Annotated in this window: 24 protein-coding genes; 6 read left to right on the forward strand and 18 right to left on the reverse strand. The window is 44.1% G+C overall.

Translation table 11 applies throughout. The features are described 5' to 3' along the window. On the forward strand, window positions 1–645 hold the full coding sequence (locus LZF95_RS06725) for an SCO family protein (RefSeq protein ID WP_233754215.1): 645 nt from the start codon (window positions 1–3) through the stop codon (window positions 643–645). Further along, window positions 642–1,082, forward strand: coding sequence for a cytochrome c (locus LZF95_RS06730; RefSeq protein ID WP_233754216.1), 441 nt, complete (start codon window positions 642–644; stop codon window positions 1,080–1,082). The genes LZF95_RS06725 and LZF95_RS06730 overlap by 4 nt, the downstream gene beginning before the upstream one ends. Here LZF95_RS06730 and LZF95_RS06735 read toward each other — a convergent pair whose 3' ends face one another. Beyond that, window positions 1,083–1,502, reverse strand: coding sequence for a hypothetical protein (locus tag LZF95_RS06735; protein WP_233754217.1), 420 nt, complete (start codon window positions 1,500–1,502; stop codon window positions 1,083–1,085). A gap of 128 nt (window positions 1,503–1,630) precedes the next feature. On the opposite strand from LZF95_RS06735, the gene LZF95_RS06740 reads away from it, so the two are divergent. Continuing rightward, window positions 1,631–2,452, forward strand: coding sequence for an aminotransferase class IV (locus tag LZF95_RS06740; RefSeq protein ID WP_233754218.1), 822 nt, complete (start codon window positions 1,631–1,633; stop codon window positions 2,450–2,452). 192 nt (window positions 2,453–2,644) lie between these two features. Here LZF95_RS06740 and LZF95_RS06745 read toward each other — a convergent pair whose 3' ends face one another. From LZF95_RS06745 to LZF95_RS06760, 4 genes are read right to left on the reverse strand one after another with little or no spacing between them, the layout of a single operon-like run. Then, on the reverse strand, window positions 2,645–3,085 hold the full coding sequence (locus tag LZF95_RS06745; protein ID WP_233754219.1) for a hypothetical protein: 441 nt from the start codon (window positions 3,083–3,085) through the stop codon (window positions 2,645–2,647). A gap of 27 nt (window positions 3,086–3,112) precedes the next feature. Continuing rightward, a complete protein-coding gene (locus LZF95_RS06750; protein WP_233754220.1) occupies window positions 3,113–4,372 on the reverse strand; it encodes an FtsX-like permease family protein in 1,260 nt (419 codons plus the stop codon). Further along, window positions 4,369–5,001: an ABC transporter ATP-binding protein gene (locus tag LZF95_RS06755; protein WP_233754221.1), complete on the reverse strand. Its 633-nt coding sequence runs from the start codon at window positions 4,999–5,001 to the stop codon at window positions 4,369–4,371. Before LZF95_RS06755 ends, LZF95_RS06750 begins: the two co-directional genes overlap by 4 nt. Before the next feature lie 2 nt (window positions 5,002–5,003). Continuing rightward, a complete protein-coding gene (locus LZF95_RS06760; RefSeq protein WP_233754222.1) occupies window positions 5,004–6,179 on the reverse strand; it encodes an ATP-binding protein in 1,176 nt (391 codons plus the stop codon). Between the two features lie 281 nt (window positions 6,180–6,460). On the opposite strand from LZF95_RS06760, the gene sucD reads away from it, so the two are divergent. After that, window positions 6,461–7,342 (forward strand): succinate--CoA ligase subunit alpha, encoded by an 882-nt coding sequence (gene sucD, locus LZF95_RS06765; protein ID WP_233754223.1) that lies wholly within the window; start codon window positions 6,461–6,463, stop codon window positions 7,340–7,342. A gap of 109 nt (window positions 7,343–7,451) precedes the next feature. Here the strand turns inward: sucD and LZF95_RS06770 are convergent, their stop codons facing one another. Further along, on the reverse strand, window positions 7,452–8,054 hold the full coding sequence (locus tag LZF95_RS06770; protein WP_233754224.1) for a hypothetical protein: 603 nt from the start codon (window positions 8,052–8,054) through the stop codon (window positions 7,452–7,454). Window positions 8,055–8,288: 234 nt separating this feature from the next. On the opposite strand from LZF95_RS06770, the gene LZF95_RS06775 reads away from it, so the two are divergent. Beyond that, window positions 8,289–9,920 (forward strand): ABC-F family ATP-binding cassette domain-containing protein, encoded by a 1,632-nt coding sequence (locus LZF95_RS06775; protein WP_233754225.1) that lies wholly within the window; start codon window positions 8,289–8,291, stop codon window positions 9,918–9,920. A 99-nt stretch (window positions 9,921–10,019) separates the two neighbouring features. Here LZF95_RS06775 and LZF95_RS27755 read toward each other — a convergent pair whose 3' ends face one another. The 5 genes from LZF95_RS27755 to LZF95_RS06795 all read right to left on the reverse strand — a co-directional run bounded on the left by LZF95_RS27755 (window position 10,020) and on the right by LZF95_RS06795 (window position 13,537). Further along, window positions 10,020–10,307, reverse strand: a complete 288-nt coding sequence (locus LZF95_RS27755; RefSeq protein WP_368670766.1) for a type II toxin-antitoxin system RelE/ParE family toxin — start codon at window positions 10,305–10,307, stop codon at window positions 10,020–10,022. After that, complete coding sequence (locus tag LZF95_RS06780; RefSeq protein WP_233754226.1) at window positions 10,304–10,588, reverse strand: addiction module protein; 285 nt, start codon at window positions 10,586–10,588, stop codon at window positions 10,304–10,306. Before LZF95_RS06780 ends, LZF95_RS27755 begins: the two co-directional genes overlap by 4 nt. A 154-nt stretch (window positions 10,589–10,742) precedes the next feature. After that, window positions 10,743–12,038, reverse strand: a complete 1,296-nt coding sequence (locus LZF95_RS06785) for a TRAP transporter large permease (RefSeq protein ID WP_233754227.1) — start codon at window positions 12,036–12,038, stop codon at window positions 10,743–10,745. Next, entirely contained in the window at window positions 12,038–12,526 is a 489-nt protein-coding gene (locus LZF95_RS06790; RefSeq protein WP_233754228.1) for a TRAP transporter small permease, read from the reverse strand. The genes LZF95_RS06785 and LZF95_RS06790 overlap by 1 nt, the downstream gene beginning before the upstream one ends. Window positions 12,527–12,550: 24 nt before the next feature. Then, window positions 12,551–13,537: a TRAP transporter substrate-binding protein gene (locus LZF95_RS06795; RefSeq protein ID WP_233754229.1), complete on the reverse strand. Its 987-nt coding sequence runs from the start codon at window positions 13,535–13,537 to the stop codon at window positions 12,551–12,553. Window positions 13,538–13,825: 288 nt separating this feature from the next. Between LZF95_RS06795 and LZF95_RS06800 the strand changes: the two genes are divergently transcribed. After that, window positions 13,826–15,472 (forward strand): UxaA family hydrolase, encoded by a 1,647-nt coding sequence (locus LZF95_RS06800; protein ID WP_233754230.1) that lies wholly within the window; start codon window positions 13,826–13,828, stop codon window positions 15,470–15,472. On the opposite strand, the gene LZF95_RS06805 is transcribed toward LZF95_RS06800, so the two are convergent. The 7 genes from LZF95_RS06805 to LZF95_RS06835 form a co-directional block, all read right to left on the reverse strand. Further along, complete coding sequence (locus LZF95_RS06805; protein ID WP_233754231.1) at window positions 15,469–16,509, reverse strand: Gfo/Idh/MocA family protein; 1,041 nt, start codon at window positions 16,507–16,509, stop codon at window positions 15,469–15,471. The two genes, LZF95_RS06800 and LZF95_RS06805, sit on opposite strands and share 4 nt — an antisense overlap. Next, window positions 16,506–17,519 carry a 3-dehydro-L-gulonate 2-dehydrogenase gene (yiaK, locus tag LZF95_RS06810; RefSeq protein WP_233754232.1) on the reverse strand — a complete coding sequence of 338 codons (1,014 nt, stop codon included), beginning with the start codon at window positions 17,517–17,519 and terminating at the stop codon, window positions 16,506–16,508. The genes LZF95_RS06805 and yiaK overlap by 4 nt, the downstream gene beginning before the upstream one ends. Window positions 17,520–17,594: 75 nt before the next feature. Further along, window positions 17,595–17,978 carry a VOC family protein gene (locus LZF95_RS06815; protein ID WP_233754233.1) on the reverse strand — a complete coding sequence of 128 codons (384 nt, stop codon included), beginning with the start codon at window positions 17,976–17,978 and terminating at the stop codon, window positions 17,595–17,597. 235 nt (window positions 17,979–18,213) lie between these two features. Further along, a complete protein-coding gene (locus LZF95_RS06820; RefSeq protein ID WP_233754234.1) occupies window positions 18,214–19,041 on the reverse strand; it encodes an alpha/beta hydrolase in 828 nt (275 codons plus the stop codon). A gap of 148 nt (window positions 19,042–19,189) precedes the next feature. After that, on the reverse strand, window positions 19,190–19,942 hold the full coding sequence (locus tag LZF95_RS06825; protein ID WP_233754235.1) for a rhamnogalacturonan acetylesterase: 753 nt from the start codon (window positions 19,940–19,942) through the stop codon (window positions 19,190–19,192). 195 nt (window positions 19,943–20,137) lie between these two features. Continuing rightward, a complete protein-coding gene (locus tag LZF95_RS06830; RefSeq protein ID WP_233754236.1) occupies window positions 20,138–21,820 on the reverse strand; it encodes a glycoside hydrolase family 28 protein in 1,683 nt (560 codons plus the stop codon). 128 nt (window positions 21,821–21,948) lie between these two features. Beyond that, window positions 21,949–23,574, reverse strand: a complete 1,626-nt coding sequence (locus tag LZF95_RS06835; protein ID WP_233754237.1) for a glycoside hydrolase 43 family protein — start codon at window positions 23,572–23,574, stop codon at window positions 21,949–21,951. Between the last annotated feature and the right edge of the window lie 16 nt (window positions 23,575–23,590).

Consider the following 23,590-nt stretch of genomic DNA (forward strand, 5'->3'; position numbering starts at 1 on the left):
ATGAGGTCACCAATTTTAATCCTTGCCCTTATTTCCCTAGTTTGCTATCAATGCAAGCCTGCAGGAGAAAAAAACAAGACACTGCCCAAACTCGGCAATTGGCATGTCAATGAAAAGAAGGAAGGAGGCCAGATAGTTCTGGACACTGTATATCATACCATTGCGGACTTTTCCTTCACCAATCAAGAGGGAAAAACCATAACAAATGAATCAGTGCAGGGCCATGTTTATGTAGCCGATTTCTTTTTCACTACCTGTCCCACTATTTGCCCTATCATGAAAAAGGAGATGTTGCGTGTTTACGAGGAATTTGGCAGCAATCCTGATTTCAAAATCCTGAGCCACACCATAGATCCCAAACATGACACTCAGGAGGTCTTGCAGGATTATGCCCAAAAGTTGGGCATTGAAGACGCCAACACCTGGAATTTTCTTACCGGGGAAGCCGAGAAGATTTATGAAATAGGCCAGACAAGCTATATGACCACCGCCATGGAAGACCAAGACGCAGCAGGAGGTTTTCTGCACAGCGGGGCTTTTATCTTGGTGGATCAACAAGGGCATATACGCGGTGTTTACGACGGTACCAAAGCAGACCAAGTGGATCAGCTTATTGCTGACATCCCAACCCTGTTAGGAAAATGAGAAATTACCTGATCTTTTTACTCCTTGCGGTAGCATGTAATACCAAGTACTCAAGGGAAGAAAACACCTTGGCCCAAATAGAAGATCATGAGGTAATGAAGTATGCTGTAGAAGGAAAAACCATCTACGAAAAACATTGTGGAAACTGCCACCAGAACGATGGGATGGGCTTGGGCAAATTGATCCCCCCTATTAAAGATTCAGATTACTTTCAGGCAAGTGTACACCGAACTGTCTGGATCATGAAGCATGGGCAGGAAGGGGAAATAGAAGTAAATGGTCAACGCTATAATCAGCCTATGCCGGCCAACCCCCAACTTACTCCTTTGGAAATCTCCCAGATCAGCACTTACCTGTACAATATCTGGGGGATGAACGAGGGAAAAATCACCTCAAAACAAGTAGAAAAATATCTTCAGGAAAAGCCTGGATTTTAATTATTTAAGCATTTCCTCAGCTTTTGCAAGCGCATCTTTGATCTTGACATTCACCTCAGTTACCAATACCATTTGACTGTCAAGATATTCCTCCAGCTCTTCTTCCGTTTTGCCCCCATCCTCTACTTCATATTGGCGCATCCAGACAAACATGGCATCATGTGCCTGGGAAAGGTCATAAGCAAGGGCCTTGTATTCCTTTACACTGGCAGAATCGTAAGGATCCGCACGTTCTATTTCTTCAGCTTTGGAAAGTGCCCTGCGCTCCATTGATTTGAGTTGGCCCATCTTTGGCATCACCTCATCATGAACGCCTATGACTTCTTCCCGAAGCTTTTCGTTTTTACCCTGACTTTTTGGCCCACAGGCATTTATAAACAAAAATGAGGTAAAAATTAAAAATAGAATTGATCGCTTCATGATAATTTTATTTAAGCACAGGCAAGTTACAATTTTTTCTAAATATAGTATCAAAAAGGAAGATCATATCCAAATGCGATTTATTCGGCTAGAGCTATTAATTTTAGACGCTAATAAACAACACTATTATGAAACCATTTTGCTTTGCCGATGGGCAGATTATACCTACTGAAAAAGCCAGTATCCACCCCATGGATTTAGGATTTATCCGGGGCTATGGGATTTTTGATTTTTTCAGAACCGTCAACTTCCGACCTCTTTTTCTCGAAAGCTATTTGGATAGGTTTTTTGCTTCAGCGGAGAAAACTTTTCTACCTCTGGACTATTCCCGAGCTGAACTGAAAGCAGTGATTCAGGATTTAATTGAGAAAAACCATCTCAAAGAAGGAGGTATTCGGATGGTTTTGAGCGGAGGCATTTCCCCAAATCATTTTTCTCCTTCCAAGGGGAAGCTTTTTATCTTTGCTGAATCATTGATTTTCCCCGCCCAGGAAAAATATGAAAAAGGCATTAAACTACTCTCACTGGAATATGTGCGTCCAATCGCGGATATCAAGACAACCAATTACGCACTTTCCGTCTGGGACAGCATACGCTGGAAAGATGCAGGAGCTGAAGATGTGCTGTATCATATGAACGGTATCATCAGTGAAAGTTCCAGGAGTAATTTTTTCATTGTTAAGGATGGGGTAATCAGCACGCCGGACGCCCATGTATTGATGGGAATTACCCGAAAGCATGTGATAGAGTTAGCTGGAGAGGTACAGATCAGACCTGTAAGTCTTCAAGAAGCGCTCAATGCTGACGAAGCATTTATCACAAGTACTACTAAAATCCTTCTTCCAGTCACCCAAATCGATGAGCATGAAATCGGAACCGGAAAACCAGGCCCAGTATCTCTTGACCTTTTAGAGAAATTCCGTGAGCTCGAGAAAGAGCTTTGTTATTAGGGGAAATTTCCAGAGCAAAAACAATCAAGTATCGACCACCTACAAAAAGACAATATGATCGCCCGCAATGATGCCAGCAGGCATATTTCCCTTACTACGTCGCCATTCGTGCCACACGAATGGCTTCAGCAATATAACCGTGTACGCTGCGAAAAACCCTTTGAATCTCTTTGGTTAAAAAACTGTAGCCCCTCAATTGATCAAAGTCCCGTTTTTCAGAATATACATGAGTTTCTCAGGGTCCTTGCTGTTCAGTGTAAGCGTGCCCCGCACCCGCACTCTGTTTGAAGTGTATTTGATAGGAGAAGCCATTTCCACTTCCATCACCGTTTCCGGCCCTCCGGATCCACAAAAGAAACACTCTGCCAATGGTAAACTGGACAAGATGATATGATCAGGCTTAAACATCCCCTCAAATGGAATAATGTACCCATCCGCTTCCACTACTTTCCCTTCCATGCCGGTGATGTTTTCAGAAAAAACCGGCACATAGAGTTCCCCATATTCATCTTCGGAGATTTTATAGCTGACCTCCGAGAGGTTTTTCCATACATTGGTCTTTTGTGCCAAAACAGAAGCTTGTCCTACTACTGCCAGAAGAATGGTCAAAAGGGCTATTTTCAATTTTCTCATATACTTGGGTTGTAAATCATCCGCTAGTTAAGCCTTTGTCAGTTGCTTTGCAATACTTGTTTGATAAGCTGCAAAAGCCGGAATGACAGAAGCCACAATTCCAACCCCTAACGCAAACACTACTATCCAAAGTTCTTGCCTGAGGAAAACCCATGCTTGAAGCGATGCCATTACCCCCTGTTCATTTTGTGAAATAATCACCGAAAGGAAGGTATGCCCCAGTAAAATCCCAAGTATAGCGCCCATAAAGGTCAGCATGGCCCCCTCCAGGAATATCAGCAGTAAGAGCTGTCGCTTAGAGGCTCCTATTGCCCGTAGCACAGCGAGATCATATTTCCTTTCTTTCAGGGAATTGTATAATGCGATGAAAATCCCCAAACCCGAAATGCCTATAATCGCTACTGCAAGTCCTTGCAGCAGCGAGATCCCCACACCCAGCAATTCAAATAGCCTGGACATTTCAAAAGAAGGAGAAGCTGCCTGCATGGAAGTACCGGAATTGATCAGGCGAGGAAGCTGTATCGCCGCCATAGGATTTCTATACTGTATCAGCAGCGTGGTCAATTCCCGTGATTCGGCAACCTTCGGAAAACCCTTCGTCGCTACTGGCCCATGAGTATCGATATCATGTTGCTCTTCATGGTTTGCGATGGAATCACTTGCCTCCTCCTCTTCCTCATGCGTGTACCAAATAGATTCCACACTGGTAAGAACCAAGCGGTCAAGCACATTCCCTTTCCGCTCAAGTACCCCAACCACCTTGAAATTATTGGCATCATGCTCATGACTCCCTTCCGTGATCCCATGACTCCCCACAAATTCACCCCCGATTTGAAAACCTGTTTTCATGGCGACTTCTGCTCCCAAAACCACCTCGAATGGCTTTTCCCATAGCCTTCCCCGCTTCAGGGTAGCATCGTAAAGAGCCGGATAATCATGATTTGTACCCACTATCCTATAGCCCTTGTAATTGTCGCCTAAGGCCATTGGGATAATATTCTTTACCAATCGGTTTCTAGAGAGCTTTTGAGCCTCATCCATTGGGATATTTCCTGTAGGATAGTCTATGTGGTACACTCCTGACAGGATCAATTGCAACGGACTCCCTTTGGCTCCCACCACCAAATCCACGCCTGCGGCATCCTGGTTCATTTTCTTTTCAAACTGATCCTGAATAAGCAGCAATACTGTAATTATAGCCAGCCCAAGAGCGAGCAAAACCACATTCAGGCCAGTTGATAGCGGTCTGAATGTAAGATACTTCCAACTTAATTTAAATAAATTCATGTTGCTTTTACCTCTATAAAGTTGGGAATATGGGCTTTCACGCGCTGATCGTGGGTCACGATGATCAACGCCGCCCCGATTTTGGACGCCTGGGACTTCAAAAGTAGGATCACCTTTTCCGTATTGTCATCGTCCAGACTGGACGTGGGCTCATCTGCTAAAATCAACTTGGGAGAATTGGCCAAGGCTCTGGCGATAGACACCCGCTGCGCTTCACCTTCACTTAATGTCAAAACAGAAGACTTGGCTTTATGGCTCAACCCCACCTCTTCCAGCAGAAGATCAATGTTTTGCCCTTTTTCCTTTGCCAGAAAGTGCGCCACTTGAAGGTTTTCCCTGACAGTAAGCGCGGCCAGTAGATGTGGTTTTTGGAAAACAATCCCAATCTCCCTTCCCCTGAACAAATCCAATTCCCCATCTCTCAGGGACGTAAGGTTTTTATCTGCCAGCAACACTTGACCCGTCTCCGGATTGAGTAGGCCAGCGAGGAGATTCAGCAGTGTAGTTTTACCCGAACCTGATTTTCCCAGTACCAATAAGGCATCTCCTGCCTCCATGGCGATATCCGGAAAAACATGGAGTTTTTGACCTGGATGTCTGTATGTTAGATTTCTTGATTCAAAAAGCATGATTACGTTACCGGAATTTCTACCCGAAAGGTTGTCCCTTTTTTGGGACTGCTCTCAAAACTTATATTACCATGCAGCACATCGACGCATTTTTTCACAATAGACAAGCCTAAACCTGAACCCTCAACTATCCCTACGTTCTTCGCCCTGAAGAAGCGGTCAAATAATTGGTTCTGCTCTGCCTGGGGAATCCCAATACCATGGTCCATTATAGTCCCTATCAGCTTGTTGTCTTTGTATTCCAGCTTAAACAAGACTTCCTGCCCATCCTTGGAATATTTCAGGCTATTTGAAAGGAGATTTTCAAATATCTGGTACAGCAGCTCTTTATCTGAAGTGATGACTTTTGGCAGATTGACTAGTTCGGACTTGATTTTCACGTGATTTTCATTCCCTACATTTAAGGAATCGAGAACTTCTTTGACAAATGCCCCCACAAACATCTTCTTGGGTCTGTACTCGATTTTATTTGCATCGGCCTTCCCGAAAAACAAAACACTGGTCAATAAATTATTCAGTGCCCTTACCGAATTTTCGATTTTGAAGGCATGTTTGGTTATTTTGGGCTTAAAAGGATGATCTTTTTCAGCATAGATCTGGAGCAATTGCGCAGAACTGAGTATGGATGTCAGGGGAGTTTTGAAGCCGTGTGAAACATTCAGCACAATCCGAGACTTCAACTCGTTGATCTCCCTTTCCTTTTCCAGCGCTTTGGTAAGTTCTCGATTGGCATTGTAAAGTTCCTGCGTACGTTGTTTTACTTTTTCCTCCAATTCATTGTTGAGCATTTGCAGTTCCTTCTCCTTGCGATCCTTGTATATTGCCAGTTCGATCACCATGTTCAGTTCCCTGATATTGAAGGGCTTGATCACATATGCGCTGGGATTGGTCCCCACCACTTTATTGAGTGTCTCAGCATCTGAGCTGGCACTCAGATATACTACTGGCACATCATAGTTTTCGTTGATGATTTCAGTAGTCCTTATCCCATCCAGTTCTCCCGCCAGATTGATATCCATCATCACCATATCGGCGTGGTTTTCTGACAGTATCTCCAGTGCCTTTTCTCCCGAATCCGCAATTCCAAGAATTTGGTGCTGATTTTTTTCCAATGCTTTTTGGAGCAAAAGGGCTGATACCGGATCATCTTCCACGATGAGGATTTTGAGGCTAAACATGGTTCTGTATGATTTTGAAAAATATAATTCTGATCGAAAATATAAAAAAACATCCATGAACTGGAACTTCACAAACGGACATGAAAGAAAAACTTTTATTTCATGTAATCTTCGCTTACCTGAGCCCTTATCCGCGAAAATCCGCAGGAACTATTTTAGACTTTCAGAAATAAACGCATCTGGCTACAGAATCCTATATTAAATGTCCGCATAATGTTCCCCTTTTCTTTTGTGGGTGGTGGGTTTATTCTATTTTTGTCCCAAACTATAGAAATCGCATCATGAGTGTACTAGTAAATAAAAATTCCAAGGTAATCGTACAAGGATTCACCGGGTCTGAGGGTTCTTTTCACGCACAGCAAATGATCGAATACGGTACCAACGTAGTCGGCGGTGTAACCCCCGGTAAAGGAGGCTCGACACATTTGGAGAAGCCTGTATTCAATTCTGTAGAAGAAGCAGTTCACAAAACCGGTGCTGATACATCGATCATCTTCGTACCACCTGCATTCGCAGCTGACGCGATCATGGAGGCAGCAGATGCAGGCATCAAAGTTATCATCGCCATCACCGAGGGTATCCCTGTGGCAGATATGATGAAAGCCAAACCATATATCATCGAAAGGGGCGCTACCCTGATCGGTCCTAACTGCCCAGGCGTAATCACTCCAGGAGAGGCAAAAGTTGGCATCATGCCAGGCTTTGTCTTCAAAAAAGGACGAGTAGGCATCGTGTCCAAATCAGGCACCTTGACATACGAGGCTGCTGATCAGGTGGCCAAAGCTGGTCTTGGCGTATCTACGGCTATCGGTATCGGTGGTGACCCTATCATCGGTACATCTACCAAGCAAGCTGTACAGTTGCTAATGGAAGACCCTGAGACTGATGCGATCGTGATGATCGGTGAGATCGGAGGAAACTACGAGGCTGAAGCTGCGAAGTGGATCAAAGAAAACGGCAACAAAAAACCTGTAGTAGGCTTCATCGCCGGACAGACTGCTCCTGCTGGACGTAGAATGGGCCATGCCGGGGCGATCATCGGCGGAGCTGACGACACTGCAGCTGCCAAAATGAGAATCATGAGAGAAAACGGAATTCACGTAGTGGATTCTCCGGCTGAGATCGGAGCTACCATGGCACAGGCTTTGGGCGTGAATGCTTAAATAACTGTCAGGTGTCTGATGTTGGATGCCCGATGCTGAAACCGCTTCGATTAAGTTCGGGGCGGTTTTTAGGTCTAAAAGGAAGGTAATATTAAGTAATTTCGATTAACTAGAAACTCCAACCCAGACTTAAGCCAATTCCAAATGGGTTAAAATTAACTTTATCTTCATCACCTTCGATATTTTTGAAACGAATCCAAGGGGTATAAGCTGCCCTAAAAAATAAACCACCGTGAGGTTTCTGGTACCGATAGCCAATCCTGGGGACAATAGTTGCACCCCAATATTGCCGTACTCTAATATTTCTAGGAAAGTCCTCATCAAAAATAAATTGTTTATCACGAGAGGCTAAGAAACCAGTTCCGAATTCTAAATGGCCTTTAAACTTTCCCAAAAGCGCAGTAATTTCCGTCGAGAGAGAAGGTATCCAAAAACCTGAAAATGAGCGAACAATCTCATCTTGATAGCGCATGGAAAATCCTAAACTTGCTGAATATTTAAATTTTTGTTTTTGGTGAAAAATAAATCCATAATTGATTGCATATCCATAAGCAGTTCCTCCCAATTCGCCATAAATGGCATGTTTCGCCGTGAAAATTTCGGCCGAACTCCCAGTCTTAGCCTCCTTCTCAACTTGAGCAAATACATTGTACTGAGAGAACACGAAAGCATATATTAAGGTAAGAGTTAAAGTTTTATAAGATAGTGCCATTATGAGCTTGGTTTAATGGATATTACAAAAACTTTTCATTTTGGAATTTATACCTAAAAACACAGATATTCAATAAGTTACAAATGTTTTATTTTTATGGATCAATCACTTACCTCATTTTTAGAAGGAATCCGAGAAGATTTTGTTTGAATTTCCGATAAACCCCAAAGACATCCTGATTTACCAACTTTAAATTCTAAATCCCCTACCTTTGCGGCTCCACTTCCAATACTTATGATTTCAGTAGATAATGTCGCCGTCATTCACAGCGGTTCCACCCTCTTTAGCAATATTTCCTTTGCCATCAACGAAACCGACAAAATAGCCCTTATGGGTAAAAACGGTGCCGGCAAATCCACCCTCCTGAAAATCATCGCAGGACAGACCAAGCCCAGCTCTGGCTCTGTTTCAGCACCCAAAGACTTTGTGGTTGCTTATCTTCCACAGCACCTGCTGACCTCGGATGATTGCTCTGTGATGGAGGAAACCTCCAAAGCTTTCGCCTCCTACCTGAATATGAAGACGGAGATCGAGCGGATCAATGAGGAATTGACCGTGAGAACCGATTACGAATCCGATGAATACTACAAGCTGATCGAGCAGGTATCCGAGCTTTCAGAGAAATTCTACGCCATTGAGGAAGTGAACTATGAAGCAGAGGTAGAGAAAGTTTTACTTGGACTGGGCTTTGATAGAACTGATTTGACACGATCTACTTCGGAGTTTTCCGGAGGATGGAGAATGCGAATTGAGTTGGCAAAGATCCTCTTGCAAAAACCTGATCTGATCCTTCTTGATGAGCCTACCAATCACCTGGACATTGAATCTATTCAGTGGCTGGAGGATTTCCTTTTGAACAAGGCCAAAGCAGTAGTCGTAATCTCCCACGATAGGGCTTTTGTAGATAATATCACGACCCGCACCATTGAGATCACTATGGGAAGGATGTACGATTACAAAGCTAAATACAGCCACTACCTAGAACTCCGAAGAGAACGCCGCGAGCAACAACAAAAACAATACGAAGAGCAACAGGCTACCATTGCGGATATCCAAGGCTTTATCGACCGCTTCAAAGGCACCTATTCCAAAACACTCCAAGTGCAGTCCCGGGTGAAAATGCTGGAGAAAATGGAAATCATCGAGGTGGACGAAGTAGATACCTCGGCATTGAAACTCCGCTTCCCTCCTTCTCCAAGATCAGGCAACTACCCTGTGATCGTAGAAGACATGAGCAAAAGCTACGATGAACATGTGGTGTTCAAGAATGCCTCCATGACCATAGAGCGTGGACAGAAAGTGTCTTTTGTAGGGAAAAACGGGGAAGGTAAATCCACCATGATCAAGGCTATCATGGGGGAGATCGACTTTGAGGGCAAATGCGAATTGGGACACAATGCCATGATCGGCTATTTTGCACAAAATCAGGCTTCTCTTCTGGATGAGAGCTTGACTATCTTCGAAACCATAGATCATATAGCAGTTGGCGAAGTACGAACCAAAGTGAAGGATATTTTGGGTGCGTTTATGTTCAAGGGAGACGATATCAACAAGAAAGTAAAGGTGCTTTCCGGCGGAGAAAAGACACGTCTGGCAATGATCAAGCTTTTGCTGGAACCTGTAAACTTGCTGATTCTCGATGAACCTACGAACCATCTGGATATGAAGACAAAGGATATCATCAAGGATGCGTTGAAAGCCTTTGACGGCACGCTGATCATAGTATCCCACGATAGGGATTTCTTGGATGGATTGGTTACCAAAGTATTTGAATTTGGAAATAAGCGGGTGAAAGAGCACTTCGAAGATATCAATGGCTTCTTGAGAAATAAGAAAATTGAGAATTTGAAGGAGGTGGAGAGGTAGTCGGATGCTTGGGCGCCGTGGCGGCTCGGATGTCGGATGTAGCAAACTCAAGATATTGACAAAAGTTTCAAAGAGTAGAAATTAAATTGATCACTTATTTCATGGCCATTTCGCAGGGTCTAGCGAAGTGTTGAAGATTGAATAGACCACAATAACATTTCCCTCAATTGCATAAAAAATCAGGTAAGGAAATCCTTTTAACGGGCAACTCCTAAAAGGCATTTTCTTATATGGATAAATTTCCGGAGCTTTTTCAATTAGACTTAATGATCTTCGAACAGCCTCTAAAAACCTCAGCCCTAAGCCTGATGCTTTCCCTTCGTAATAAGTGAAAGCTTCCGAAATTTCAAGTTCGGCAGAATTAAGAATATGAAGGTTATAGGTCATTCCCCCTTTCCTGACACTCTAGCTTTGACTTCTTCCCAGGAGCTTGTTTTAGAATTCCCTTTGAGATATTCTGCTCTCCTCCCGTCTAAAACTTGGTAATATTCCTCAGGAATCTCATATCCCTCATCCTTTTGTTGCGCTTCAAAGGAGTTAAGAAGTAATTCAAAATCTTCCTTTTTATTAAATGAAAAAACCTCATTGCTTACACCAAGCTTTTCCAAAAGCTCAGAAATAAATTTGAGTTCTTTCTCATTTTTAGGGTTTACAATTATAGAGTCCATAATTAGATTTAAGAAGTAACGATTGTTTATTCAATTTACGTAAATCTCCACTTAAAGATCAAAAAAGCCTAAAACAAAAAGCGACAGTTCCCAACTGCCGCTTTCTGTTTTGAAAGGAAACATCCGTCATCTGACATCCATCACCCAACAATCCCTATACTCCGAATACTCTCGGAAGCCATAGGGTGATCTCCGGGAAAAGCATAATGAGAATCAAAGCCAAAATCATTGCAAAATAGAACGGCAGCATAGGCTTTAGGATTTTCTGTATGGTGGTCTGCGCCACCCCCACGCCGATAAAGAGTATTGATCCGACTGGCGGAGTACATAGCCCGATACACAGATTAAGTACCATCATAATCCCAAAGTGTACAGGATCCACTCCCAGAGCAGTCACTACAGGCAGAAAAATCGGAGTGAAAATCAGAACTGCCGGAGTCATATCCATGAAGATCCCCACAAAAAGCAACAACAGATTAATCATAATCAGGATCACAAATATATTATCACTCAATCCCAAGAGGGCATTGGAAATATTCTGCGGAATCTCTTCACTGGACATTACCCAGGACATAGCCATGGAAGTTGCAATAAGTAGCATTACCACTGCGGTAGTTTCTGCGGATTTTAACAATACTGAAGGCAGATCCTTCACTTTCAGTTCACGATATACCAGGGATAAAACCAGAGAATAAACCACTGCAATCGCCGAAGCTTCGGTGGCAGTAAATACCCCTCCGATGATCCCTCCTATTACTACGATCAAAAGAAACAAACTCGGAACCGCATCCCAGAATGTTTTTAAGATGACTTTAATGGTAGAACCTTCACCTGCTGGCAACTTGTGGATTCTCACTATGATAGCGGCTGTGACCATCAGCAAGACACCCACTAGCAATCCAGGTAGATACCCGGCGACAAACAAAGCCGCCACTGAAACCCCACCGGAAGCCAGGGAATATACGATCAAAACATTGGAAGGAGGTATTACCAACCCTGTAGTGGAAGAGGTAATGTTCACAGCGGCACCCAGTTCTTTAGGGTAGCCTTCTTTTTCCATTCTTTTGCCCAAAATACCGCCCATGGAAGATGCCGCGGCTACTGCGGAACCTGCGATGGCTCCCATCAGCATAGCTGCTATAATATTCACATGCAGTAAGCCGCCCCGCATCTTGCCGGTAAGGGCTTTTGCAAATTCGATCAGGCGATTGGCAATACCTCCACGGTTCATCAACTCCCCAGCGAGAATAAAGAAAGGTATGGCCAATAAGGAAAAACTATCCAACCCTGTCCCCATGCGTTGTGCAATGGTAGTAATAGCAGGCATAGTCTGTACAGTCACCATCAGGGTAAGCATACTGGACAACCCCAGGCTCCACGCTACAGGAACCCCTATTCCTAAAAAGAACAAAAATGAAATAACCAAGATCAATACGCTCAAAACCTCCATTATACAGTAGCTTTAACAGTCAACAAAAATTTAATACCGACTAACTGATAATAAATCACCAAAAGTCCGCTGAAAGGAATAATGCCATAGATATAAGCAAGTGGAATCTGCAGCACAGCTGATTTCTGTTCCAGTACATAAGTAAGATACACCAGATTTGACCCTCCAATCACCATGACTACAAGTCCGAAGATCAGGACACAGCAATTGATCAAAATCATCAGTTTATCCTGGGCTTTTTCCGAAATCCTCGTCAGGAGAATATCTATTGCCAAGTGTTCATTTTTACCCGCTACATAGGCTGAACCCAGCATTCCTACCCAGATCAACATATAACGTGACAGCTCATCAGTAAACGAGCTGGGACTTTGGAAAACATAGCGCGATACAACTTGCCAAGTCACATTGAGCACCATGAGGGCCATCAAAATGACCAGAAGATGGGCTATCCATTTATCCAGCTTTAGCTTGGTCAAAGGTGAAAACATAGGTTTAATTCTTTGGGTTAATGGTTATTTTACTGCGCGGATTTCTTCCACGATTTTATAGATTTCAGGCTGCTGTACTTTCAAAGCACTGTACATAGACTCTACGGCCTCCCTGAACGGCTCCTTATCAGGGTAAGTAATCGTTACGCCAGCCTTTTCCAGCTCACTTAATGCTTCTTCTGTAGCTTCTGCCCAGATTTTGTATTCGTACACAGCAGATTCATCCGCTGCCTCCTGAAGCCATTGCTGCTCTTGCTCGCTTAGACTGTTCCACACTTTGGTACTGATGATCATTACATCAGGCAAAGCCGTGTGTTCATCTATGCTGTAAAACTTACACACCTCGTAATGCTTAGAGGTGTATAGACTTGGGGCATTGTTCTCAGCACCATCCACTATTCCCTGCTGTAGTGCAGTATAAAGCTCACCATAGGATACAGGCGTAGGTGAACCTCCCAGACTTTTCACCATATTGGAAGCGGTATTGCTTTCCATAACCCGGATTTTCAGGCCAGCCAGATCCTTAGGCTTATCCACTGGCTTGGCTTTAGTATAAAAGCTACGCTTTCCTGCATCATAGTAGCACAGGCCTCTTAGAAGGTATTTCTCGGGATCAAGAAGCAGATTCTTGCCAATCTCCCCATTCAACACAGCCAACTGATGTGCATCGTCCCGAAATAGGTATGGCATCCCAAATACCTGCATAGTCGGCGCAAAGCCCTCCAATGCGGCAGAAGACACTTTCGTCATCCCCAAGCTTCCTATCTGCAGAAGCTCCACCAGCTCACGCTCACTTCCTAGCTGCTGGTTTGGATATACCTTTACGACCATCTTGCCTCCTGATTTTTCCTCTACTTTCTGAGCCAAAAACAGCATGGCTTCATGAACAGGATGTGTGATCCCCAAACCATGGCCGAGCTTAATTATCCGCTTATCCAAGGTAGCCTGGCACGAAAAAATGAACGTAAAAAGAATACAAAAGCAAATAGGTTTAAGTTTTATGATTTTCATGGGTCTATTGAACATACAACACAATAATAGGTCTTTCTACGCTTATATGCAGAGTTGATTTACGGAATCGATTTAGTTCGGGCGATTAAAGGCAGATTCTGGAAAAGATCCAGAATTCGGAGATCATGTAAGCAAGTTGTGAACTTCCCTGACAAGATGTTGACTTGGACATAATCTGGTTTTAGTACAAATGCACAAATATTTCATTCTTTTAATAATGATTTTCGTTAATTGCATTTGGAAGTTATACATTGCGCAATCGATTGCTCAATATAATGAATAATTACAATGAACCATAAAACTTTACAGATTCATCCCAAAGACAATGTATTGGTGGCTTTGCAAGATTTAAATCCGGGGCAAATCATTCTTCACAACGGACTGGAAATCACACTCAAAGACACGATTCCTGCAAAACACAAATTCGCGATCAATGAGTTGGCCAAAGGCGACCAAGTCTTTATGTACGGGGGAATTGTAGGTAAAGCCCTTTCCACTATCCCTTCTGGCGGAGTGCTCAGCACCCAAAATGTGACTCACGAAGCCGAGGCCTTTGGGAAAAAATCAGGTGATTACCATTGGGAGGCACCAAATATTGACAAATTCAAAGGCAAAACTTTTATGGGTTTTCACCGACCCGACGGGCAGGTAGGAACAGGGAATTATTGGCTGGTAATCCCCATGGTCTTCTGCGAAAACAGAAACGTGGATATTATCAAAGACGCTTTTCTCGAAGAACTAGGTTTCGGAAAACCTAATCCATTCAAGAAAATGGTGAGAGAAATGGCTAGTCTTTATAAGTCAGGCCAAACCAATTCGTTCGACATGGTTTCCGTAGAAACCCTGATAGAGACCAATGAGGAGCGCCTTTTTGAAAATATAGACGGAATCAAATTTCTAAACCATCAGGTAGGCTGCGGAGGCACACGGACTGACTCCCAGGCACTGTGCGCACTCATCGCCGGCTATATCAACAATCCAAATGTAGCCGGAGCGACGGTCTTAAGTCTGGGATGCCAGAATGCCCAGTCTTCCTATATGGAAGAAAAGCTCCGTGAAATCAATCCTGATTTCAAGAAGGCTTTGATCATTCTGGAACAACAAGTGGAAGGAACAGAACAACAATTACTCACAAGAGCCGTCAAAGAGACATTCATCGGTATGGCAGAAGCCAACACCCAAACCAGACAGCCCGCCCCATTGAGCAAATTGGTAGTTGGGTTGGAATGCGGTGGCTCGGACGGCTTTTCCGGAATCTCTGCAAACCCGGCCGTAGGCTATACTGCTGATTTAGTGGTGGCATTGGGAGGAACGGCTATTCTTTCTGAATTCCCGGAGCTTTGTGGCGTCGAACAAGAATTGATCAACCGTTGCGTTTCTGACGACAAAGCAGAACGTTTTTCTTCTTTGATGCGTGCCTATGCAGGCGCTGCTGAGGCTGCAGGTTCTGGGTTTGATATGAATCCGAGCCCCGGCAACATCAAGGACGGACTGATCACCGATGCTATGAAGTCTTCCGGTGCGGCCAAAAAAGGAGGGACTTCTCCTGTAACAGATGTGCTCGATTATGGTGAATACGTAAACACTCCCGGTCTAAACCTTCTATGCACCCCCGGAAATGATGTAGAAAGCACCACCGCTATGGCCGGTGCCGGAGCGAATATGATCTTATTCACGACCGGGCTTGGCACTCCTACCGGAAACCCTGTGACTCCTGTGATCAAAGTCTCATCCAATCACAAACTAACCGAGCGCATGCCTGATATCATTGATATCAATACAGGCTATGTAATCTCCGGGGAGAAGAACATCCAACAGATGGGAGAAGAAATCTTGGAGAAAGTAATCAGAGTAGCCAGCGGAGAAGAAAAATCCAAAGCTATGATTCTCGGCCAAGACGACTTTATCCCTTGGAAAAGGGGCGTTTCACTTTAAGAATGGTCAAAAAACGGGAATTCCACTTCCTTCTCAAGTTCTGATGACTTATAAATGGCCCGGATCAGCTCGACTGATTTCCGGGCTATTCTTCCTTCTACCACCACAGGCTTATTTTCCAAAATTGCATTCACAAAATGCTCCCATTGAGCCCTATGCAGTGCATGCCCGATTGCCATGGGATCTGCAGCTCCCGAACCTGGATTAGTGTCAGCTAATATCGGCTCACTTTCTTCCCCCTGGATGCTCCATTGTATCAGTTTTCCTGCTTCGAGAACGGCGCTCCCATTTTTTCCAAAGATCTCCAACCGCTCGGGCAAGCCTGGGTACAAAGCTGTGGATGCTGTAATATTCCCCAACGCCCTATTCTCAAAAGTTATAAGTGCGGCTCCCAAATCTTCCCCTTCTATCGGGTGAAGGGCCGTCTTGACTTTAGCAAAAACTGACTTCACATCTCCCATCACATCCAGCAACAGGTCAATCGTATGTATGCCTTGATTCATAAAAGCTCCGCCTCCATCTCCTTCCAGTGTTCCTTTCCACGGACTATTGCTGTAATATTCCGGAGCTCTATACCAATTCACATGTGCATTCCCCATCAGCAGCTTACCGAATTTACCGGCCTGAACAGCGGCCTTAAGCTTCAGATAATCAGCCGAAAACCGGTTTTGGAAAATCACTCCAAGCTTTACCTCATTCTTTTCACAAGCTTCTATTAGCTGATCCGCTCTAGCTAGATTAATCTCAATAGGCTTTTCTATCAGTAGATGCTTCCCGGCTTTTGCAGCCAATAACCCAGCTTCCATATGATGACCGCTTGCCGTACAAACACATACAACATCGAGTTCGGGATGGGTCAAAAAAGCAGAAAGATCAGAGTAGGAATCAATACCAAATTTCTTCTGAGCAGTCTTTGCCCTCTCGGACGAACTGCTACAAAGTGCCACCAGCTCAGCATTTTCGATTTCAGCGATTGCATCTACATGCTTCCCAGTGATCGCGCCTGTTCCTACTATTCCAATTTTTAGTTGCCTCATGATTTCAGTTCATTTTGAAGTTGTTCCCAGAGCTGTTCAGCAATAGGCACTCCGTTGTTAAGATTTTTATTTCGGGTTTCCAGTGTATTTTGTCCCGGATATCTAATTGATTTCCCATCGAAAGTAGCTGAGTTTTTAAGGTCTTCAATCAATGCATATGACTTGGTTTCCATCCATTCTAAGAGTTCGAGTTTGACCGGATCAAAGCAGAGGAAAACTTGGGAAACAGCACTTTCATTTCCAGACTTGCCTACTTCAAAGGAAGCATTCCCACCGGAAAGTAACGCTGCAAGAAGATCCAGGATCATACTGAGACCCGAGCCTTTCCAAAGGCCTATCGGTAATCCCAAATGATTGTTAAGAACAGTTTGAGGATCCTTGGTCAAATTTCCCCTGTCGTCAAATCCTGCTTCATAGTCCATTTGCTCACCTTTGGCTTTGGCTATGCTCAGCTTCCCATAAGCATACTGGGAAAACGCCATATCCAGCACTACAGGGCCTTTCTCTCTGGGAATCGCAATTACAAGCGGGTTGTTGCCTATTTTGGGCTCACTGCCTCCCCATGCCGGCATATTCGGAATGGTATTGGTGAAGCAAATTCCGATACAGCCGGCCTCCACTGCCTGCCAGCCAAAATTCCCTCCCCGCATCCAGTGATTGGTATTTTGTAAAGTCACGCAGCTAATCCCAAATTCTTTGGAAAGACGGATCGCCCGGGACATGGCAAACTCCGCATTAAGATTTCCCACTCCCTGCTGGCCATCCCATCGCTCAAACATTCCAAGCTGGCTCAGGATGACAGGTTCCTTATCAGGATTGACCAACCCTTTTCGGATAAAGTCAAGAAAAAGAAAGAAACGGTTTACACCATGTGAGCGCACGCCGTCCAGATCGGCTTTGGCAAAAAGTAGCGCACATTGTTGTGCCCGCTCCTTCGCCAATCCATACTTAAGTAATATTTCCTTTAGCGTTGTACTGACTTGCCCGAAAGGAATTAGAAGATCAACCATTGAAAAATCGAATTTTAAACCGTGATATGCTCTAAGATAAAATCTACGATGCAATTATGTCCCATGTGTCACAAACTATATCATGGGAGTGGCGCGCTTGCACAGTTGCAATGCCAATCCCCAAGGATCCTTCACCATCACAAGATGCGATCCATCAGGCAAAATATCATCAGAAATCAACTTGCCTCCCGCTTTGACCAAACGGTCTCTATCTGAATTGGGATCCTCTGAAACCAATGCCAGATGAACTGCTAAAGGATGTAACTTTTCAAAATCCAATGTTTCTCCCTTAGAGTTGGAATAGATCTCGATCATCACTGTGCCGCTGTCATCCGCCAAAAAAGTCATGTACGGAGGTTCATCCATTTTCTTGACCACTTTAAGGCCTAGATGCTCTTCATACCAAAGTGATGCTGCAGAAGCATTGCTTACATTTAGTGCAAAATGTTCAAATTTCATTTTCGATTAGTATTTTTTACAACTTATGATTTTTAAAAATACATTTTACTACCGACTAGACGTACTTTAAAAGAAGAAGGTGCGGCAATGCCACACCCTTTTCCCAATTAATAATAACCCATTTCTGTTAACTTACAAAAGTATTCTCCACTGCTTATCTTCTGAATCAAACCTTCCTGCAACCCCATATCTTTAAAATTATAATTGTTGACACCTGAATCGACCCATAAGTGAGTTATAAATGAAAAACAATACCTAAAAATGCTACTATAGTATTTACTGTAGATTCAAACCAAGGCTCGTACAACCAAAATGGATGTGGAGTATCCGGAAAAGTATGCACTTCTGAATAAACTCCCCTCTCGTCCAATTTACCAATCAGCTCCTCTCTACCTGCGTGAAATCTCGGATTTTGAGAATTGATAAAAAGCATGGGTTTTAAATCCGGGGATTTCAGATACAAAGGGGAGGCAGCATCCCATATTTGAGGTTTTTGCGCATAAGTACCTCCTAGCCACTCTGAGGCTACTTGGCCTTCGGCAGATTCTGGATGATGAAATGCCAAAATCCCATCCATATCAACCACTGCCTTTACCGACGCATTGACCTCCAATTCCGTGGCTCCTTCATATTCCTGCGTATTCGTGAATCCCACAAGGGCAGCTATCTGCCCGCCAGCCGAACTGCCGGATATAGCCATTCTACCAGAATCAATCCCAAATTCATGTGCATGTACTTTCAACCATCTAATAGCCTCCTTTACATCATGAATCGCGGCGGGATATTGCGCCTCCGGGGAAAGTCTATACTCCACCACTGCCGTCACGAATCCCCGCTCTGCCAAGGCTATTGCCATCGGAACCTGAAGCTCCTTATTCCCGGATCTCCATCCACCTCCATGAATCATCACTATCCCCGGACGTGATGATCCCGCCTGAACGGGAGAAAACACGTCCAGTCCCAGCTCTCTATTCCCAAGCTTTTTATAGACATGGCCTCTACTTTCAATTACTGTCCCACTCGATCGGATAGCTAAAGGCTTGATCTGCGGAAAATTTTTCACATCCTTTTTCCAAGCATCTTCCAGGTTGAAAGAATTGTCTTTTTCGTACCCCTACCAGCGGTTTCCAAAAGAATCAAGCGGCTTGGTCTTTCCTGCGAACACTTCATAAATCCGCTGTCAACAGTGGACTGTGACCAGTTGACTTTTTTTAATCTTTCAGATATTTCTTCAACTCAGGCAGTTCTCTTCTCAATTCTTCGACTGCCAAATCACTTACTTTGAAAGCCCCTGTGGGAGACAAATGTGTATCGTCTTCTCTCCCTTCAGGAAATTGGGAATAATCGCCCGAACGATAATGTAGGAAAAGCTCCTTGGATTTCTCCACTCCGAATTGCTCGATGACCTCCACGGTTTTGGCATGAAGATCAAAAAGCGGCACCTTCATTTCCGCTGCCACCTCCCGGACTACTTCAGAATAGCGTCCATGGGTATCCATCAGCTTCCCATGTTCATCAAAACTCCTTCTAGAAATCGGTGTGGCAAGAACAGGCTTACCCTTTTTTTCCCGCACCTCTTCCACAAAACGCTTCAGGTTATCCCTGTACGTGGAATCAGCAAATGCATATCGATCTTTAGCATTGATTTTCTGGTCATTGTGACCGAATTCAATGATCACATAATCTCCGGGATTGATACGCTTCATTACCGCTTTCCAACGTCCCTCAGCACGGAAACTCTTCGTGCTTCTCCCATTCTTCGCATGATTTTCAAAGCGGATACCTTCCTTGAAATACAGTGGAAATACCTGTCCCCAACCTTTTTCCGGATTGCTTCCAGCGTAAGGTTTATCGGCCATCGTGGAATCACCGACTAGGAAAACCGTGATTTCCTCCTGTGCTTTTTGGAACGAGACAATACCAAAAAACAGCATTCCCAAAATGATTGTTTTGATCTGTTTCATTTAATTCTACACGCGTAAATACTTAATTCATACCCCTTTACCTTATTAGGTTTCAATAAGGGAAAATCCCCCTTGCCCTCTTTAGTAAAGGGGAGATTGCCTAACCTAAACCTCAACAATTATTGATAACCCCATAAGCTTTTACAAAATAGCTATCCTGCTGTCGACCGTGGACTGAGCTCTGTTGTCCTTCTTCTATTTCAGTTTAACAGCAGCTTCCGAAGCTCCACTTCCAATCGAAATTTCAGAAGCAGATTTGAAGTCTTTTTTATCAAAAGTGATGTCAGAAGTTTTGTTCCCCAAAACCCTCACAGGAGACACCCCATTCTCTTCAAATGAAAAACCACTTACACTCACCCCTTCACTGTTATATACAGTCAAAGAAGAATCTTTCGTTCCCAGCACTTTTACATTTTTCAGTACTAGGCCTGATGCATCTATAGCAGTTATGCCTTTTTCAGCCTCTAAGACTGAGTTTTCCAAACTCACATTTTTCAGCTTCATCTCAGGAAGCCCCATAAAGAAGCCTGCGATACCTGATCCAGATACATAAATATCCTTCATACTGATATTTTGGAAGGAAGGGGTTTCTTCCGTCACCGGAAGCAAAGTCTCATCCCTTGCCTCGTCTTCGGCATTTTGATCATCTTCCAAAATAGGTGAATTGCCACTGTAAAACATGTTGAAGCGGATAGCCTCACCAGGAATACCTATCATATGGATGTTTGAAATCCAGATATTCTCTACTACTCCCCCTCTCCCCCTGGTGCTTTTGAAGCGCAACCCTACGTCAGTCCCAATAAAGGTGCAATTAGAAACATGGACGTTTTTCACTCCACCGGACATTTCACTTCCGACTACAAACCCTCCATGTGCATGATAGACGATGTTGTTTTTCACTATCACATTCTCCGTCGGCATTCCCCGGTCACGACCATCCTTATCTTTTCCTGATTTGAAGCATATCGCATCATCTCCCACATCAAAGGTATTATTGTAAATCAGTACATTTTTGCAAGATTCCAGATCCAGGCCGTCACCATTCTGGGAATACCAGGGATTGCGCACATTCAAATTTCGGACGATAATATCTTCGCTCATCAAGGGATGAATATTCCAAGCCGGAGAATTCTGGAATGTCGGCCCGTCCAATAGCACACGCTTGCTTTCTCTAATACTTACCATCACCGGACGAAGAAAATCCTTCATTTTCTCCAAAGCCGCACGATCCTTTATATCCGGCACATTGAAGCTGCTGCTGGCATTGTACCCATCCAGAGATCCTTGGGTAGGAAACCATATCTGCCCTTTTGCATCCAAAACCCCTCCGGAATTTACCAGTTTTTTCCACTGTGCCTCTGTCATTTTGCCTTTCTTCACAAACCTCCACGCATCTCCATTTCCATCTATCGTGCCTTTTCCTGTGATTGCAATATTTTCCACACGGTATGCATTGATCGGTGAAATACAGCGGACAGTATTAAGCCCTTCGAAACTCGTATCCACCAAAGGGTAATCATCAAAATCACGGCTAAAAAGAATCAAAGCCCCATCTTCCAAATGAAGATTAACATTACTTAGCAGTGTAATCGGGCCTGTCAACCAAATCCCCCTTGATACCACGACTTTTCCTCCCCCGTTTGAATTTACGGCTTCTATCGCAGCTTTGAAGGCTTCGGAGTTTTTGAAGACCCCATCTCCTACAGCTCCATATTCCGTGATATTTTTCTCCAAATCCGGAAAGCTCGTTTCCTTTACCTTAGGCATATCAAACTCCACACCCTCGTACATGCTTTCCAATGATTGCTGCGCAAAAGAAGGCAAAATCATTCCGGTCAAAACGAGCGTGAGAACCGCTCTGATCATTATCAGTTTCATATTTTGGGTGTTCATATTTGTTTTTTTTCCATCTAATTTTTCTGAGTCAAATGTGCCAAAACCAAGCACTTTTCAACCATTCAATTTTTTACTACTTCCACAATCCAAACTTCAGACTTTCCTGCTTCCTAATTCCTAAATCTAAACCAATCCACATCGGCAAATCCGCTGTCGTTGGTGGTGGTATTTCTTATGGCAAAAAGCCCCACTTTAGCTCCTATCCACTTTCCGGGAACAGCCGTGAATAGCTCTTCAATTTGGTTGAATTTCTTTCCGTCTTCTGAATAAGAAAATGAGCATATTCCTCCTTTACTTACCTGCACACGAAGCTGCACTGTGTTTTTGTCCAATGTCGCGATCTTCTTTTTCGCTTCAGTTTTGCCATTCTCCGCATCAATGCAGGTTACATAGTTTAAAGCTATTCCTCCTTCAATGCTTTCCAAAGCCAGATAAGCGTAACTCATTCCCATCACTATCAACCCTACCTGTTCGTTTTGTAGCTTTGGGTTTGGGTTGAAACTGAGAGAAGTAGTGGTGGTAAATTCCTCTGCCGGAAATTTCTGTAAAAGCAGATTGGGAGCATCCCATAGATTTTTAGCATTCTCTGGAAGTTGGGCAGTAAAGAGCCGCAGCTTCCCCTGAGCAGGATTGGCAAAAGCCCACTTAGCTTCAGGGTTTGCCTGCCACTGCCATTGAAGCCCAATATTATCCCCATCAAACTCATCCGAATCGGCTGGGGTAGTGATCGCTTGATTAGCTTTCACGGCCGGTTTAGTAAAACTCAACACTGGTTGTCCCGTGCCATCCCCATCTACATCCTCCCCCATGGTAGGCCAGTCATCGATCCAACTCATTGGTTGTAAATGTGTGATCCTGCCATAAGCATCCACATCCTGAAAATGCACAAACCAATCCTCACCCATGTCTGTATCAATCCAAGCTCCCTGATGTGGGCCATTGATTGGTGTATCGCCCTGCGCCAGTGAAATATGCTCTTCATAAGGCCCGTAGGGAGTTGAGGATCTTAGGATCAACTGCCACCCCGTAGAGACACCACCTGCCGGCGCGAAAATATAGTAATAGCCGTTTCTCTTGTAAAACTTGGTGCCTTCCACAGTAGGATGGGCGTCGTGCCCATCAAAAACCAGTTTACCCGCCCCCGTGGTCTTAGTACCTTCCCAATTCATCGGCTTCACCACCAATATGCTTTTGATGCCTGCACGGCTTCCTGCATAGGCATGGGATAGGTACGCCTTACCATCTTCATCCCAAAGCGGACAGGGATCAATCAACCCTTTACCAGCTTCCACCAGCACAGGTGCTTCCCACTCACTAAGCGGATCCTTGGTTTTCACCATGTAAATCCCAAAATCCGGATCCCCCCAATAAATGTAGAATTCCTCTTCATGATATCGAATGGCAGGTGCCCATACCCCGTTTCCATGTTGCGGGGTCGAAAAGTGACCGATTGGAACTTGTCTCGGCAGGGCATAATTCACTAGATTCCAGTTCACCAAATCCTTGGAATGCAATATCGGCAAGCCCGGAACGGTATTGAAGGAAGAGGCCGTCATGTAGAAATCTTCCCCTACACGAACTACGTCTGGATCCGAGTAATCTGCATGTAAAATGGGATTGATATACGTGCCGTCCCCCTGATCGGCAACCCAAACATCTGACACCTTGTTTTGCTGAGCATAAACAGCACTTGAAACTGCCAGCATAACCCAAAAACTATAAATTAATTTTTTCATTAAAATCTTATTTCTA

It is taken from the genome of Algoriphagus sp. AGSA1, assembly GCF_021390545.1.
Lineage (GTDB): Bacteria > Bacteroidota > Bacteroidia > Cytophagales > Cyclobacteriaceae > Algoriphagus.